The sequence below is a fragment of the Streptomyces sp. NPDC045287 genome (genome assembly GCF_056432325.1).
The window spans coordinates 77,479-92,481 of record NZ_JBWKJG010000004.1; the positions used below are offsets into that span (position 1 = coordinate 77,479).

Here is a 15,003-nt window from a genome sequence, read left to right on the forward strand (position 1 = left end):
TCCCATGTCCACCGCACCACCCCAGCCCCTCCCTGCACCACCCACCGGCAGACAGCGGCGTCTACCACCAAGGAGTCCTCCCGTGGCCATCTCGGTCTTCGACCTGTTCTCGATCGGCATCGGGCCGTCCAGCTCCCACACGGTCGGCCCCATGCGGGCGGCCCGGATGTTCGCGCGCCGCCTGAAGAACGAGGGGCTGCTCGCCTCCACGGCCTCGGTGCGGTGCGAGCTGTACGGCTCGCTGGGCGCGACCGGCCACGGCCACGGCACGCCCAAGGCCGTCCTGCTGGGCCTGGAGGGGGACTCGCCCCGCACGGTCGACGTGGAGACCGCCGACGACCGGGTCGAGCGGATCAAGGCGAGCGGGCGGATCGACCTGCTCGGCACCCACGGGATCGGCTTCGACTTCGACGAGGACCTGGTCCTGCACCGCCGCAAGGCGCTCCCCTACCACGCCAACGGCATGACCCTGTGGGCGTACGACGCCGAGGGCGCGACGCTGCTGGAGAAGACGTACTACTCGGTGGGCGGCGGGTTCGTCGTCGACGAGGACGCGGTCGGCGCGGACCGGATCAAGCTCGACGACACGGTCCTGAAGTACCCGTTCCGCACGGGCGACGAGCTGCTGCGCCTCACCCGCGAGACCGGCCTGTCGATCTCCGCGCTGATGCTGGAGAACGAGAAGGCGTGGCGCACGGAGGAGGAGATCCGCGCCGGGCTGCTGGAGATCTGGCGGGTCATGCGGGAGTGCGTCGACCGCGGCATGTCCCGCGAGGGCATCCTGCCGGGCGGCCTGAAGGTCCGCCGTCGCGCCGCGACCACGGCCCGCAAGCTGCGCTCCGAGGGCGACCCGCAGGCCCTCGCCATGGAGTGGATCACCCTGTACGCGATGGCGGTCAACGAGGAGAACGCCGCCGGCGGCCGGGTCGTCACCGCCCCGACGAACGGCGCGGCGGGCATCATCCCGGCGGTGCTGCACTACTACGTGAACTTCGTGCCGGGCGCCGACGAGGACGGCGTCGTGCGGTTCCTCCTCGCGGCGGGCGCGGTCGGCATGCTGTTCAAGGAGAACGCGTCGATCTCCGGCGCCGAGGTCGGCTGCCAGGGCGAGGTCGGTTCGGCCTGCTCGATGGCGGCGGGCGCGCTCGCCGAGGTCCTGGGCGGCTCCCCCGAGCAGGTGGAGAACGCCGCCGAGATCGGCATGGAGCACAACCTGGGCCTGACCTGCGACCCGGTCGGCGGGCTCGTGCAGATCCCGTGCATCGAGCGCAACGGCATGGCCGCCGTGAAGGCCGTGACGGCGGCGCGGATGGCGATGCGCGGCGACGGCAGCCACAAGGTCTCCCTCGACAAGGTCATCAAGACGATGAAGGAGACCGGCGCGGACATGTCGGTCAAGTACAAGGAGACCGCGCGCGGCGGGCTCGCGGTGAACATCATCGAGTGCTGAGCACCCGCACCGGCACGCGCCGGGGGCGCTGCGAGGGCGCACGGGGGATCGGGGTCCTTCGAGGACACGCCGAGGAGGCGTCACCGCCGCGGGTCGCGGGTGACGCCCCCTCGGGCGTGTGCGGGCGGCTCAGGCCCTGTTGAGGTGCGCCCAGAACTCGTCCCAGCTCAGCAGGCCGTCGGCGTTGCCGTCCTGGGCGTTGATGACCGCCTGGGCGACCGGCTCGGTGACGTGGAAGTCCCCCAGCTGCGCCATGACGCTCTTGTACTCCGCGGCCGTGATGAACCCGTCGCCGTTCACGTCGTAACGGTCGAAAGCCTTGCGCGCAGACTCGATGTCCGCCATCGCTCCACCCCTTCGTCTCTCTGTACTACGGCCGCAAGGGTATCGGCAGGGGTGATCGCCGGACGCGGTGGGCCATGGGTGACGATGGGGGCATGAGCGGCGAGGTGGCACGGATCCTGGAGGCTGCGGCGCACGGCGGGTTCCCGCCGCCGGACGGTTCGACGGTGATCGTCCCGCAGCCGAGCCGGCGCGACGCGGGGGTGCTGGCCTTCACGGCGCATTCGGTGGTCTTCCTCGACGAGGACCCGGAGTGGATCCGCGCCGAGCTGGCCGCCGCCGGCGACGACCCGCTGGCCGCGTCGATGAACCCGCTGTTCCTGGCGTCGCTGATCCGCCGCACGGGCCGGTCGATGGGCACGGTCGACCTGCTGACCGTGGCGCCGGCGCTCCCGGGCGGGCCGCCCGTGCCGCTGCGGGAGATCGAGGACCCGGAGCACCCGCGGGTGGTGCGGGCCCGGAAGTACCGCGACGACGTGCGGGTGTGGCGGACGGACGGCGGGCTCCTCGTCCTGGGGCGCTCCGTCGCGGGCCGGTGGGAGGCGGCCGTCGAACTGGACGAGGAGGCGCGGGGGCGGGGCCTGGGCGTGCACCTGGCCCTGGCGGCGCGCCACCTGGTGCCGGCCGGCCACGTGTGGGCGCAGCAGTCGCCGGGCAACGCCCGCAGCGTACGGACGTTCCAGGCGGCCGGCTACCGTCCGGTGTGCGCGGAGGCCCTGCTCGTCGCGGGCTGAGGCGCCCCGGGGGGCGGAACGGACCCGGAGGTCACCGGAACACGCCGGTGTGGCCCAGGGAGTAGCGGCCGGGCTGGGGGTAGACCGCCAGGCCGTGGGGGCCGCCGCCGACGGGGATGCGGGCGAGCTGCCTGCCGGTGGTCGTGTCGATGGCGTACACCTCGGAGTCGTACCGCCCGGACAGCCACAGGACCTTGCCGTCGGCCGAGACGCCGCCCATGTCCGGGGAGCCGCCGCCCGGGAGCCACCACTTCTTCGTCAGCCGGTTCCGGGCGAAGTCGAAGACGGAGACGGAGCCCTCGCCGCGGTTGGGGATGTACATCTCCTTGGAGTCGCGGGAGACGTACAGGCCGTGGCAGCCCTTGCCGGTGGGCAGGAGGCGGGGGGCGGTGAAGGCGTCGCCGTCGAGGGCCCACATGCCGTGGGCCGTCATGTCGGCGACGTAGAAGGTCTTCCCGTCCGGTGAGAGCTTCACGTCCTGCGGCATGGCCCCGTCGAAGGGGAGCTTTCGCCGGGCGACGACCTTCATCCTCTCGGTGTCGACCTTCAGCAGTTCGCCGGAGAACTCGCAGGAGACGATGAAGTAGCGGCCGTCGGCGGAGAAGTCGGCGTGGTTGACCCCGTAGCAGGGGACGGGTTCGGTGTGGCGGCGCTCCATCGTGTGCGGGTCGCGGAAGACGAGCTCCCGGTCGAGGGAGGCCATGACGACGGCGTACCTGCCGTTGGGCGTGAAGTAGAGGTTGTACGGGTCGTGGACCTCGACGTCCTTGCCGCGCTTCCCCGTGCGGGGGTCGATGGGGGTGAGGGTGTGGCCCTGGTTGTTGTTGACCCAGAGGGTCTTGAGGTCCCAGGAGGGGACAACGTGCTGGGGGTGCTTGCCGACCGGGATCGTGTCGACGACCCGGTACGTCTCGGGGTCGATGACGGAGACCGTGTCGGAGAGGGTGTTGGGGACGTACACGCGGGAGGGGAAGTCCCTGACCACCGGGGAGAGCCGGTTGGGGCGGTCGGCCGCGTAGACGTCGCGGGGGTCGAGCGGGGGCGGCATCCCGGGCAGGGCGGCCGGCCCGGCGGGGGCCGTGCTCACCGGTGCGGTCCGGCGCGGTGTGGCGGCCTCCGTCGCGGCGGGCCCGCCGGAGCAGCCGGCGAGGGCGGCCAGCAGGGCGGCCGCGGCGAGACCGAGGGAGCGTCTACGCGGGAGCACGGTCACGCGACCATTTAAGGGCGGTGTGCGGCAAAAGATGATGATTGACGCACCTCACGCCTTCCGCACGTCAGACAGGGGAACGGAAGCGGAAGCCCCGAGGGCGGGAAGTACTCAATCGATTCAATATTTATTCATGGTTTTGCAGGTGAGTGGCCGATCTCACCTTGGAATCATCGAGCAATTGTCTGAATTGTATGCCCATATTCCCCTTTGGGGTTTTGGTGGCAAGGCCCCCCGTCTGCCATAGTCAAGGCACACGACCCCCTTGACCCGGGCCAGGTCGTCGACGGCGCCGCCGGACACACCCCTCCCCGTCCGCGGCGCCCCACCCAGAAGCCCCCCGCGGCGCCCCACGACGGCGCGCAGGGGGGCTTCTGTGCGTTCAGCGGTCGGTGACCCGCATCTCGAACCAGGTGTTCTTGCCGCGCGGCAGGAGGTCGACGCCCCAGCGGTCGGAGAGCTTGTCGACGACGGTCAGCCCGCGTCCGTTGACGTCCAGGCCCCGCACGGGCAGCAGGCAGGGCAGGCCGCGCGACGGGTCGCGCACCTCCACTCGGATCCGGCCACCCCGGCGGCGGTGCATGCGCAGCCCGAACGCGCGCGCGCCCGTGTGCCGCACGGCGTTGCCGACGAGTTCGGAGACGAGGAGGACGACGTCCTCGGCGATCTGCGGGCCCAGCGACCAGGTGCGCAGGACGACGCACCGGGCGAGCCGGCGGGCGATCGCGGCGGACTCGGGGCGGGACGGCAGCCGCACCTCTTCCACGGTCGGATCGCCGTACAGTTCAAGGGCCTTGAGGGCCTGTTCGTCATCCGCGGAGGGCACCCGTCTCGCCGCGGTGACACCGCCGTGCTGCCACGGTTGCTCCACACCATCCAGCCCCGCCATGCCCACCATCATGGCCGTCCGGCGGGGTCCGCGGGGCGGTTCCGCGGGAACGGCCTTCGCGGAACCGGCGTCCCCGCGGTCCGCCGAAGGCATATGACAAGGGCAAGGAGGACCCCCCACACCCCCGCTGACCTGCGGTGACGCTGTGCGCCGCCGCAGGCGCGGAGATGGCCGAGTCAGGGCGTCCCAACGGTTCCCTCAGAAGACCTTAAACCACCCGGACGGTGGAATTCCCGGTGGGCGGACCCTCCCCCGCCGAGCCACCGTCCGGCCGGCTTCGCCCCCAACGGGGCCGCGGTCAGAGGAACTTGGCCTTGCCCGGGCCCTCCTCCACGAAGCTGCGCATGCCGCGCTCCCGGTCCTCGGTGGCGAACAGGCCGGCGAACCAGTTGCGTTCGACGGCCAGACCCGTCTCCAGGTCCGTCTCCAGGCCGGCGTCCACGGACTCCTTGGCGGCGCGCAGCGCGAGCGCCGGGCCCTGGGCGAGCTTCGCGGCCCAGGCGTGTGCCTGCTCGTACACCTCGGCGGCGGGGACGACCCGGTCGACCAGGCCGATCGCCAGGGCCTCGTCGGCCTTGACGTGACGGCCGGTGAAGATGAGGTCCTTGGCCTTGGAGGGGCCGATGAGCCGGGCGAGCCGCTGGGTGCCGCCCGCGCCGGGGATGAGGCCGAGCAGGATCTCGGGCTGGCCCAGCTTCGCGTTGTCGGCGGCGACGCGGAAGTCGGCGCACAGCGCGAGCTCGCAGCCGCCGCCCAGCGCGTAGCCGGTGACGGCGGCGACGACGGGCTTGGGGATGCGGGCGACGGCGGTGAAGGAGTCCTGGAGGGCCTTGCCGCGCAGCACCATGGCCGTGTGGTCCATGACCTGCATCTCCTTGATGTCCGCGCCGGCGGCGAACACCTTCTCGCCGCCGTAGACGACGACGGCGCGGACGTCGTCGCGGCCCGCGGCCTCCTCGGCGAGTTCCTTGAGCCGGTCCTGCGTGGCGATGTCCAGCGCGTTCATCGGGGGGCGGTCCAGGCGGAGGGTGCCGACGCCCGCGGAAACTTCGAGAGTCACTGTCATACGGGGCAGGTTAGCCGCCGTTAACGCCGTGGGGACCGGTGCGGTTCGTCACAGCACCGGTCCCCACGGGCGGAATTCGCCGTTCGACTACTTGGTCCACTCCGACCACGGCATGTTCCAGCCGTTGAGGCCGTTGTCCGGCTGGATCTGCTTGTCCTTGGAGTTCTTCACGACGACCACGTCACCGACGAGCGAGTTGTCGAAGAACCAGGCGGCGGGCATCGAGCCGTCGTACGCGCCGCGCACGTCGCGCAGGCCGACGCAGCCGTGGCTGACGTTGGCCGAGCCGAAGGTGCCCGGCGACGCCCAGTAGTTGCCGTGGACGAAGGTGCCCGAGGTGGACAGGCGCATCGCGTGCGGTACGTCCTTGATGTCGTACTCGCCGCCGAAGCCGACGGTCGCGCCGTTCATCCGGGTCACCTCGTACTTCTCGCTGATGACCATCTGGCCGTTGTACGTGGTGGTGGACGGGGCGCCCGCGGTGATCGGGAGGGTCTTGATCGTCTTCCCGTCGCGGACGACCGTCATGGTCTTGGCGCTCGCGTCGACGGTGGAGACCTGGCTGCGGCCGATGGTGAAGCTGAACTTCTTGGCCTGCTTGCCGTAGACGCCGGGGCGGCCCTCGACGCCGTCCAGGTTCAGCTCGACGGTCACCTTGGTGCCGGGCGCCCAGTACTTCTCCGGGCGGAAGTCGAGCCGGTCGTTGCCGAACCAGTGGCCCTCGATCGGCACGGCCGGCACGGCGGTCACCTTGATGCCGGCCTCGACGGCCTCCGGGTCGGTGATGCCGCGGGAGAAGTTGATGGACACCGGCATGCCGACGCCGACCGTCTGGCCGTCCTCGGGCGTGTAGTGGCCGATGAACGTGTTCTTCGGGACGAGCGTCGTGAACGTCGTGTCCTTGGCGGACTCGCGGCCCGCCGCGTCCTTGGCGACCGCGTGCACCTTGTACCTGGTGGCCGCCGCCAGGTGCCTGACCGGCTGCCAACTGGTGGCGTCCGCGGACAGGGCGCCCTCCACGGGCCGGCCCTTGGAGTCGGTGACGTTGACCGTGGTCAGCTTGCCGCCCTCCGCGGTGACCTTCAGGGCCCCGCTGGTCGCGACCGCGTCGGCGCCGTCCTTCGGCGCGACGGTGACGACCGCCTGCGAGGCGGCGTTCTCCACCTGTCCCGAGCCGTTCTTGTCCGGCGCGCCGCCCTTCGCGCCGTCCGCCGGGCCCTCGCCACCGCACGCGGTGACGAGCAGCAGCAACGTTCCGGCAACGACGGCCAGCGACCCCCTGCCCCGACCGCGCCGGCCCCGCGACACGGCCCCGGCCGATGCCCCCGATATCGGCTGCCCCTTCACGATGAACTCTCCCCTCGCACGGCCCCGGCACCGCCGTGGCCTGCACCCCCGCGCGCTGCACCCGCGCGCACCGCGTTAGATAATCACACCGCGAGCGCCGCCGAGCACACCGGATTGTCACTGTTCGGTCCCAGCCCGTTCACATGACGGCTTTTCCGGTCCGGGGTGTGCCCGGGGCGCGCCCGGCGGGGCGGACGGGGCGCGGGTCAGCGCAGGGCGGAGCCGGCCTTCCACCGCTTCCAGCCCATGTTCCAGCCGCCCAGCCCGTTGTCGGGAGCGACCGTCCGGTCACGCGAGTTGACCACCTCGACGACGTCGCCGACGAGGGTCCGGTCGAAGAACCAGCCCGCCGGGGACGCGGCGCTGCCGCCCTTGACGTCGCGCAGCCCGACGCAGCCGTGGCTGACGTTGGCCGAGCCGAACACCGACGGCTCCGCCCAGTAGTTGCCGTGCAGGAAGGTGCCCGAGTCGGTCAGCCGCATCGCGTGCGGGACGTCCTTGATGTCGTACTCGCCCTTGCCCCGGGCGTCCGTGAAGCCGACCGTGGCACCGTTCATCCGGGTCACCTCGAACAGTTCGGTCACCACCATCTTCCCGTTGTACGTGGTGGTCTTCGACGCCCCGGCGGTGACGGGCAGCCTCGCGAGGAGGCGGCCGTCGCGGCGCACCTCCATCGTGTGGGCCGCGGCGTCGACGCGGGAGACCTGCGAGCGGCCGACCGTGAACCGCACGGTCCGGCGCTGGACGCCGTACACGCCGGGCGCCGCCTCCACGTCCCGCAGCCGCAGGTCGACGGTGACCCGCGTGCCGGTCCGCCAGTACCGCTCGGGGCGCAGGTCGAGCCGGTCGGCACCGAACCAGTGGCCTGCGACCTCGACGGGCGGGTCGGCGGTGACGCGGATCGCCCGCTCCACGGCGGCGCGGTTGCGCACGGGACGGTTGAAGCGGAAGGAGACGATCATGCCGGTGCCGACCGTGGCGCGGTCCTCCGGAGCGAAGTAGCCGATGAAGCGGCGCCCGGGGACCAGCGTGGTGAACGTGGTGTGCCGGGCGGAGCGGCGGCCGTGCCCGTCCAGGGCGACGGCGTCGACCGCGTACTTGGCGGCGAGCGCCAGCCGCGTCCCGGGCTTCGGCCGCCAGCGCAGCCCGTCGGGCGTCACCGCGCCGGGCACGTCGGACGGCTCCGCGTCCTCGACCCGGCGGACCCGGACGCTCTCCAGCCGGCCGCTGGGCACCCGCACCTCCAGCCGGCCGTCCGGCGGCACGCCCCGCGCCCCGTCGTCCGGGCTCACCCGGATGGTGTCGCCCCCGCGGGCGGCCCCGCCCTTCCCGCCGCTCCCGAAGGTCCCCTCGCCGCCCGTCGCGCACCCGGCCAGCCCGGCCGCCACTGCTGCCCAGGCCATCGCCGCGGCGACACCGAGCCCTGTCCGTTTCCATACGTTTCTCACGGTTTGCCCAACGACTGGCCCCCGGCGGGGGAAACGTCTGTACGGGTCGTGTTCGGAGCGGCCCATGTTGGGAGCGGGAGAGTCCGGGCAGAACACGGGGAGGACCGGAGCGGGGCTGTCGGGTGCCCCGGCCCGGTCGCGGACGAGCCGCGGGAGGCCGGCAAGTGTCGAGCGCAGCCGAACAGAGGCCAGTTCAGGGGGCGGTTCCGGGGGCGCCGGACACACCCTTCGAGGCGCGCCGCGCCGGGCCGAACGGGTTACGCCGCGCGGCGCGGGCGGTCACCCACACCGGCCCCGGGGCCGGTGTGGGCCCGGCCGGGGCCGCGCCGGCGCCGCCCCCCGCCTGGCCGGGGGCGCCGACGCCGCTGGGCGCCCGCTTCCGCGCCGGACCCGACGGGGTGGCCGGCACCAACTTCGCGCTGTGGGCGGGCGGCGCCGAGGCCGTCGAGGTGTGCCTGTTCGCACCGGACGGCACGGAGACCCGGGTGCCGCTGGCGGAGCTGACGCACGGGATCTGGCACGGCTTCGTGCCGGGCGTGCGACCGGGCCAGCGGTACGGGTACCGGGTGCACGGCCGGTGGGACCCGTGGACCGGCGCCCGCTGGAACCCGGCGAAACTGCTCCTCGACCCGTACGCGCGCGCGGTGGACGGCGACTTCGGCGCGCTGCCGCCGGAGGTGTACGGGCACGTGCGGGACTGGCCGGACCAGCACGTCGCGGACACCGTGCGCGACGACCGCGACTCGGCGCCGTACGTGCCGAAGGGCGTCGTGGTGCACGACGACGCGGCCGGCGACGAGTGGGCCGACGACCGCAGGCCCAAGACCCCGTGGGCGGACTCCGTCATCTACGAGCTCCACGTGCGGGGCTTCACCAAGCGGCACCCCGGCGTCCCGGAGGAGCTGCGCGGCACGTACGCGGGGCTGGCGCACCCGGCGGCGATCGACCACCTCGTGCGCCTCGGGGTGACGGCGGTGGAGCTCCTGCCGGTGCACCAGTTCGCCCACGAGGACCACCTGCTGCGGCGCGGGCTGCGCAACCACTGGGGCTACAACTCGATCGGCTACTTCGCGCCGCACGCCGCGTACGCCGCGACCGGGACGGGCGGGCAGCAGGTCGGGGAGTTCCGGCGGATGGTGCGGGCGCTGCACGAGGCCGGCATCGAGGTGATCCTCGACGTGGTCTACAACCACACGGCGGAGGCCGGCGAGCTGGGCCCGATGCTGTCGCTGCGCGGCATCGACAACCGGGGCTACTACCGCCTCCAGCCGGACGCCCGCCGGTACGCGGACTACACGGGCTGCGGCAACACGCTGCACGTCGTCCAGCCGCAGGTGCTGCGGCTCATCACCGACTCGCTGCGCTACTGGGTCACGGAGATGGGCGTGGACGGCTTCCGCTTCGACCTGGCGGCGGCGCTGGCCCGGTCGATGCACGACGTCGACATGCTGTCGCCGTTCCTCGCGGTGATCGCGCAGGACCCGGTGCTGCGGCGGGTGAAGCTGATCGCCGAGCCGTGGGACGTGGGCAGCGGCGGCTACCAGGTGGGCGCCTTCCCGCCGCTGTGGACGGAGTGGAACGACCGGTACCGGGACGCGGTGCGGGACTTCTGGCGGGGCGCCCTGCCCGACGTCCGGGACCTCGGCTACCGGCTGTCGGGGTCGAGCGACCTGTACGCCTGGGGCGGGCGCCGCCCGTACGCGTCGGTCAACTTCGTCACCGCGCACGACGGGTTCACGCTGCGGGACCTCGTGTCGTACGAGCGGAAGCACAACGAGGCGAACGGCGAGGACAACCGGGACGGCACGAACGACAACCGCTCGTGGAACTGCGGCGCCGAGGGCGAGACCGGCGACGAGGCCGTGACCGCGCTGCGCCGCCGCCAGATCCGCAACCTGCTGACCACCCTGCTGCTGTCCACGGGGGTGCCGATGCTGGTCGCCGGGGACGAGATGGGGCGCACGCAGGGCGGCAACAACAACGCCTACTGCCAGGACAACGAGATCGGCTGGGTCGACTGGTCGCTGCTCGACGAGCCGTGGGCGCGGGAGCTGCTCGCGCTGGCCCGGCGCCTGCTGGCGCTGCGCCACGCGCACCCGGTGCTGCGGCGCCGGGCGTTCTTCTCCGGCCGCCCGCAGGGCGCCGACGGGCTGCGGGACCTGGCGTGGTTCACGGCGGCGGGGACGGAGATGACCGAGGGCGACTGGTACGCGCCGGCCCGGGCGATCACCTTCTACCTGTCGGGGCGGGACATCCCGGGGCGCGACGAGCGCGGCCGGGCGGTCGTGGACGACAGCTTCCTGGTGGTCCTCCACGCGGGTGACGGACCGGTCGGGCACCGGCTGCCGGGGCCGCCCTGGGCGGAGGAGTACGAACTGGTCGTCGACACCTCCCGGGAGAAGCAGGCGGAGGCACCGGGCACGGTGTGCCGGGGCGGGGAGGAGGTGACGGTGCCGGCGAGGTCCGCGCTGCTGTGGCGGGTGGTCTCGTGAGCGGCGGACGGTGTCCGGCGGGAGGGGGGTTCGGCAGGCGGGGCGTCCGGCGGGGGTGCTCGGCGGGGGCGGCGGGTGAGGCGTCCGGCGGGCGAACGGCGGGCGGGCGATCGACGGGCGGAGGCCCTCGGCGGGCGGGGCGTCCGGCGGGTGAAGGGACGGGCGTTCGGCGGAAAACCGCGTGAGCGATGTCAGTGGTGAACCCTAGGCTCGGTCCTGATGCCTGCCTCGCCCTTCGCCGCCCCGCGTCCCGTCGCCCCCAAGCGTTCCGCCGTGCGCTCCCTGCTGCGGCTGTGGCCCTACCTGCGGCCGGTGCGGGGGCGGTTCCTCGCGGCGGCGCTCGTCGCGGTCGTGGCGTCCTGCCTGAGCCTGGTCATCCCGCTGGTCCTGAAGTGGATGGTGGACGGCCCCGTCGCCGACCGCGACCCGGACGGGGTGTGGTGGGGGGCGTTCGCCGTACTGGGGCTCGGGGTGGCCGAAGCGCTGCTGTTCGGCCTGCGGCGCTGGCTGGTGGCGCGGCCCTCGACGCGGGTGGAGGCGGCCCTGCGCGCCGACCTGTACCGGCGGTTGCAGCGGCTGCCGGTGGCGTTCCACGACCGGTGGGCGTCGGGCCAGCTGCTCTCCCGCGGGACGACGGACCTGTCGCTGCTGCGGATGTTCCTGGTCTTCCCGCTGACGTTCCTGTTCGTCAACGGGGTGACGGTGCTCGCCGGCTTCGTGGTGCTGCTGGCACAGGACTGGTCGCTGGGGCTGGTGCTGCTGTTGCCGGTGGTGCCGCTGGTGGTGGGCTGCTCGCTGTTCGAGACGCGGTACTCGAAGGCGGCGCGGCGGGCGCAGGACCAGGTGGGTGACCTGACGACGCTGGTCGAGGAGAGCGTGCTCGGCATCCGCGTCGTGAAGGGCTTCGGCCGGCACCGCAGCCAGGAGCGCGCGTTCCGGGTGCTGGCGGAGCGGCTGCGCGGGACGGAGCTGCACAAGGCCCGGCTGCTGGCGGGGATCTGGGCGTTCATCACGACCGTCCCGGAGCTGGCGATCGGCGCCGCGCTGGTGCTGGGCACGGTGCAGGTGGCGGACGGGACGCTGTCGGCGGGGACGCTGGTGGCGTTCCTCTCGACGGCGCTGGCGCTGCGGTGGCCGGTGGAGTCCATCGGCTTCCTGTTGGCGATGAGCCAGGAGGCGGCGACGGCGACGGAGCGGTACTTCGAGGTGATGGACCAGGCGGAGGAGGTCGCGGACCGGGTTCCCGCCGCGGCGGCGCCGGGGCGGGGCGCGCCGGGCGGGGTGGTGTTCGAGGACGTGACCTTCCGCTACCCGGACGCGCCGGAGGACTCCCCGCCGGTGCTGCGCGGGGTGGACCTGCGGATCCGGCCGGGCGAGACCCTGGCGCTGGTGGGCGCGACCGGCTCCGGGAAGACGACGCTGACGGCGCTGGTGCCGCGGCTGTACGAGCTGACGTCGGGCCGCGTCCTGCTCGACGGCGAGGACATCGCGGAGATGCCGAGGGAGCGGCTGCGGTCGCTGGTGGCCGTGGCGTTCGAGGAGCCGACGCTCTTCTCGGCGAGCGTCCGGGAGAACGTGCTGATGGGCGCCGGCCCGGGGGCGGGCGACGCGGAGCTGCGGCGGGCGCTGGAGGTGGCGCAGGCCGGTTTCGTGGCGGACCTGCCGCAGGGCGCGGCGACCGAGGTGGGCGAGCAGGGCCTGAGCCTGTCCGGCGGGCAGCGGCAGCGGTTGGCGCTGGCGCGCGCCGTCGTCGGCAGGCCCCGGTTCCTCGTCCTGGACGATCCGCTGTCCGCGCTGGACGTGCACACCGAGGCGCTGGTGGAGGCCGCCCTGCGGGAGGTGCTGCGGGACACGACGGCGCTCGTGGTGGCGCACCGCCCGTCGACGGTGCTGCTGGCCGACCGGGTGGCGCTGCTGTCGGAGGGCAGGATCGCGGCGGTCGGGACGCACCAGGAGCTGTTGCGGACCAGCGCCGAGTACGCGTGGCTGATGTCGGGGGCGGAGGACGGGAAGCGATGACGGTTCAGGACCGGGCCCCGCGGAAGCGGAAGGACACCGGAGGGGGAGCGGACGGGGCGCCGGGGCCGGACGGGCGGGACCCCTTCGACCGGGACGCGCTGCCCGCGCCGAAGGGCGCGACGGGGGCGCTGCTGCGGTCGCTGCTCGCGCCCCGGCGGGCGCGGGTGGCGCTGGCGGCGCTGCTGCTCCTCCTCCAGCAGGCGGCCGTGCAGGCCGGGCCGCTGCTCGTCGCGTACGCCATCGACCGGGCCGTGCCGGCGCTGCGCCAGGGCGACCACGGGCCGGTGGTCGCGGTGGCCGCCGGGTACGGGCTGTGCGCGCTGGGCGCCGGGCTGCTCCAGTACGGCTTCATCGGGGTGTCGGCGCGGGTCAACCAGGACGTGCTGCTCGACCTGCGGGGCCGGATCTTCCGGCACGCCCAGGCGCTGAGCGTGGACTTCCACGAGCGGTACACGTCGGGGCGGCTCATCTCGCGGTCGACGACCGACGTGGAGTCGCTGCGGGAGCTGCTGAGCGAGGGGCTCCAGGAGCTGGTCAACGTGGTGCTGTCGTTCGCCACCATCTCGCTGGTCCTGCTGTGGTTGGACCGGGGCATCGGCGCGGTCGCGGTGGCGTCGTTCGTGCCGCTGTACCTGTTGGTGCGGGTGTACCGGCGGCGGGCGTCGGCGGCGTTCGGCGCGCGGTCCACGGCGATCGCCGCGGTCATCGTGAAGTTCGCGGAGACGATGAACGGCATCCGGCCGGTCCGGGCGTTCCGCCGGGAGCGCACCAACGACGAGGTGTTCGCCGCGCTGAACCACCGCCACGAGCGGCGCAACGGCGACGCGATCCTGGAGATGGCCCGCTACGTGATCGGCTCCCGGCTGGTGGCGAACACCGCCGTCGCCGGCATGGTGCTGTGGGGCGCCTACCGGGTGGCGGACGGCACGCTGGCGCTCGGCGTGCTGGCGGCGGCCGTGCTGTACATGCGGCGGCTGTACGACCCGATCGACCGGCTGGGCATGTTCCTCAACGCGTACGAGTCGGCCGCCGCGTCCCTGGAGAAGATCGCCGGCCTGCTGGCGCAGCGGCCGACCGTGCCGGAGCCCGCCGTGCCGCGGGAGCTGCCGCCGCGGCCGTCCGGCGCGCCCGGCCGGGAGGTCGTCTTCGAGGGCGTCCGCTTCGCGTACCGGACGGGCGGCGAGGTGCTGCCGCGGTTCGACCTGACGGTCCCGGCGGGGCAGACGGTGGCGGTGGTCGGTTCGACGGGTGCGGGCAAGTCGACGCTGGCGAAGCTGCTGGCCCGCTTCTACGACCCGTCCGAGGGCCGGATCCTCCTCGACGGCGTCGACCTGCGGGAGCTGGCCGCCCCGGAGCTGCGGCGCGGGGTGGTGATGGTGACGCAGGAGGCGTTCCTGTTCTCCGGGACGGTCGCGGAGAACATCGCGGTGGGCCGTCCGGACGCGACGCGGGAGGAGATCGAGCACGCCGCGAAGGCGATCGGCGCGCACGACTTCATCGCGGCGCTGCCGGACGGGTACGACACGGACGTGCGCAAGCGCGGCGGGCGCATCTCGGCGGGCCAGCGGCAGTTGGTGGCCTTCGCCCGCGCGCTCCTCGCGGACCCGGGGGTGCTGATCCTGGACGAGGCGACCAGTTCGCTGGACGTCCCCGGGGAGCGGGCGGTGCAGCGGGCGATGGACACGGTGCTGCACGGGCGTACGGCGGTGGTGATCGCGCACCGGCTGTCCACGGTGGAGATCGCGGACCGGGTGCTGGTGATGGAGCGCGGCCGGATCGTGGAGGACGGGCCGCCCGGGCGGCTGATCGCCGGGGACGGTCGCTTCGCCGGCCTGCACCGCGCGTGGCGGGAGAGCCTGGCGGGATGAACCGGTGCCTCCGCGCCACCTGACGCGGAGGCACCCCGGGCACGGCCGCCGGGCGCGGCACCGGCCGCGGTCGCACGCCGGGCACGGCCGCCGGGCGCGGTCGCGGGCCCGGCTCCGGGCCACCGGGCCACCGGGCCACCG

General features: G+C 73.6%; 11 protein-coding genes. 5 read left to right on the plus strand and 6 right to left on the minus strand.

Annotation, left to right across the window (positions count from 1 at the left end):
- Positions 1 to 82: 82 nt before the first annotated feature.
- Entirely contained in the window at positions 83 to 1,450 is a 1,368-nt protein-coding gene (locus AC07D6_RS08665) for an L-serine ammonia-lyase (protein ID WP_315875540.1), read from the plus strand.
- A 129-nt stretch (positions 1,451 to 1,579) separates the two neighbouring features.
- On the opposite strand, the gene AC07D6_RS08670 is transcribed toward AC07D6_RS08665, so the two are convergent.
- Positions 1,580 to 1,795 carry an EF-hand domain-containing protein gene (locus tag AC07D6_RS08670; RefSeq protein ID WP_315875541.1) on the minus strand — a complete coding sequence of 72 codons (216 nt, stop codon included), beginning with the start codon at positions 1,793 to 1,795 and terminating at the stop codon, positions 1,580 to 1,582.
- A gap of 92 nt (positions 1,796 to 1,887) precedes the next feature.
- Here AC07D6_RS08670 and AC07D6_RS08675 point away from each other — a divergent pair, with 92 nt between their 5' ends.
- Positions 1,888 to 2,526: a GNAT family protein gene (locus AC07D6_RS08675; protein WP_479043039.1), complete on the plus strand. Its 639-nt coding sequence runs from the start codon at positions 1,888 to 1,890 to the stop codon at positions 2,524 to 2,526.
- A 31-nt stretch (positions 2,527 to 2,557) separates the two neighbouring features.
- On the opposite strand, the gene AC07D6_RS08680 is transcribed toward AC07D6_RS08675, so the two are convergent.
- The 5 genes from AC07D6_RS08680 to AC07D6_RS08700 form a co-directional block, all read right to left on the minus strand.
- Positions 2,558 to 3,736 carry a YVTN family beta-propeller repeat protein gene (locus AC07D6_RS08680; protein ID WP_479043040.1) on the minus strand — a complete coding sequence of 393 codons (1,179 nt, stop codon included), beginning with the start codon at positions 3,734 to 3,736 and terminating at the stop codon, positions 2,558 to 2,560.
- A gap of 379 nt (positions 3,737 to 4,115) precedes the next feature.
- Entirely contained in the window at positions 4,116 to 4,622 is a 507-nt protein-coding gene (locus AC07D6_RS08685; RefSeq protein ID WP_479043041.1) for an ATP-binding protein, read from the minus strand.
- Between the two features lie 298 nt (positions 4,623 to 4,920).
- A complete protein-coding gene (locus tag AC07D6_RS08690) occupies positions 4,921 to 5,688 on the minus strand; it encodes an enoyl-CoA hydratase/isomerase family protein (RefSeq protein ID WP_315875545.1) in 768 nt (255 codons plus the stop codon).
- An 87-nt stretch (positions 5,689 to 5,775) separates the two neighbouring features.
- Positions 5,776 to 7,035 carry a L,D-transpeptidase gene (locus AC07D6_RS08695; protein WP_479043042.1) on the minus strand — a complete coding sequence of 420 codons (1,260 nt, stop codon included), beginning with the start codon at positions 7,033 to 7,035 and terminating at the stop codon, positions 5,776 to 5,778.
- 206 nt (positions 7,036 to 7,241) lie between these two features.
- Positions 7,242 to 8,438 (minus strand): L,D-transpeptidase, encoded by a 1,197-nt coding sequence (locus AC07D6_RS08700; protein ID WP_479043043.1) that lies wholly within the window; start codon positions 8,436 to 8,438, stop codon positions 7,242 to 7,244.
- 209 nt (positions 8,439 to 8,647) lie between these two features.
- On the opposite strand from AC07D6_RS08700, the gene glgX reads away from it, so the two are divergent.
- The 3 genes from glgX (at position 8,648) to AC07D6_RS08715 (ending at position 14,862) form a co-directional block, all read left to right on the plus strand.
- Positions 8,648 to 10,975, plus strand: a complete 2,328-nt coding sequence (gene glgX / locus AC07D6_RS08705) for a glycogen debranching protein GlgX (RefSeq protein ID WP_479043045.1) — start codon at positions 8,648 to 8,650, stop codon at positions 10,973 to 10,975.
- A 219-nt stretch (positions 10,976 to 11,194) separates the two neighbouring features.
- Positions 11,195 to 12,994, plus strand: a complete 1,800-nt coding sequence (locus tag AC07D6_RS08710) for an ABC transporter ATP-binding protein (RefSeq protein ID WP_315875549.1) — start codon at positions 11,195 to 11,197, stop codon at positions 12,992 to 12,994.
- Positions 12,991 to 14,862 (plus strand): ABC transporter ATP-binding protein, encoded by a 1,872-nt coding sequence (locus tag AC07D6_RS08715; RefSeq protein ID WP_315875550.1) that lies wholly within the window; start codon positions 12,991 to 12,993, stop codon positions 14,860 to 14,862. The genes AC07D6_RS08710 and AC07D6_RS08715 overlap by 4 nt, the downstream gene beginning before the upstream one ends.
- Positions 14,863 to 15,003: the final 141 nt, after the last annotated feature.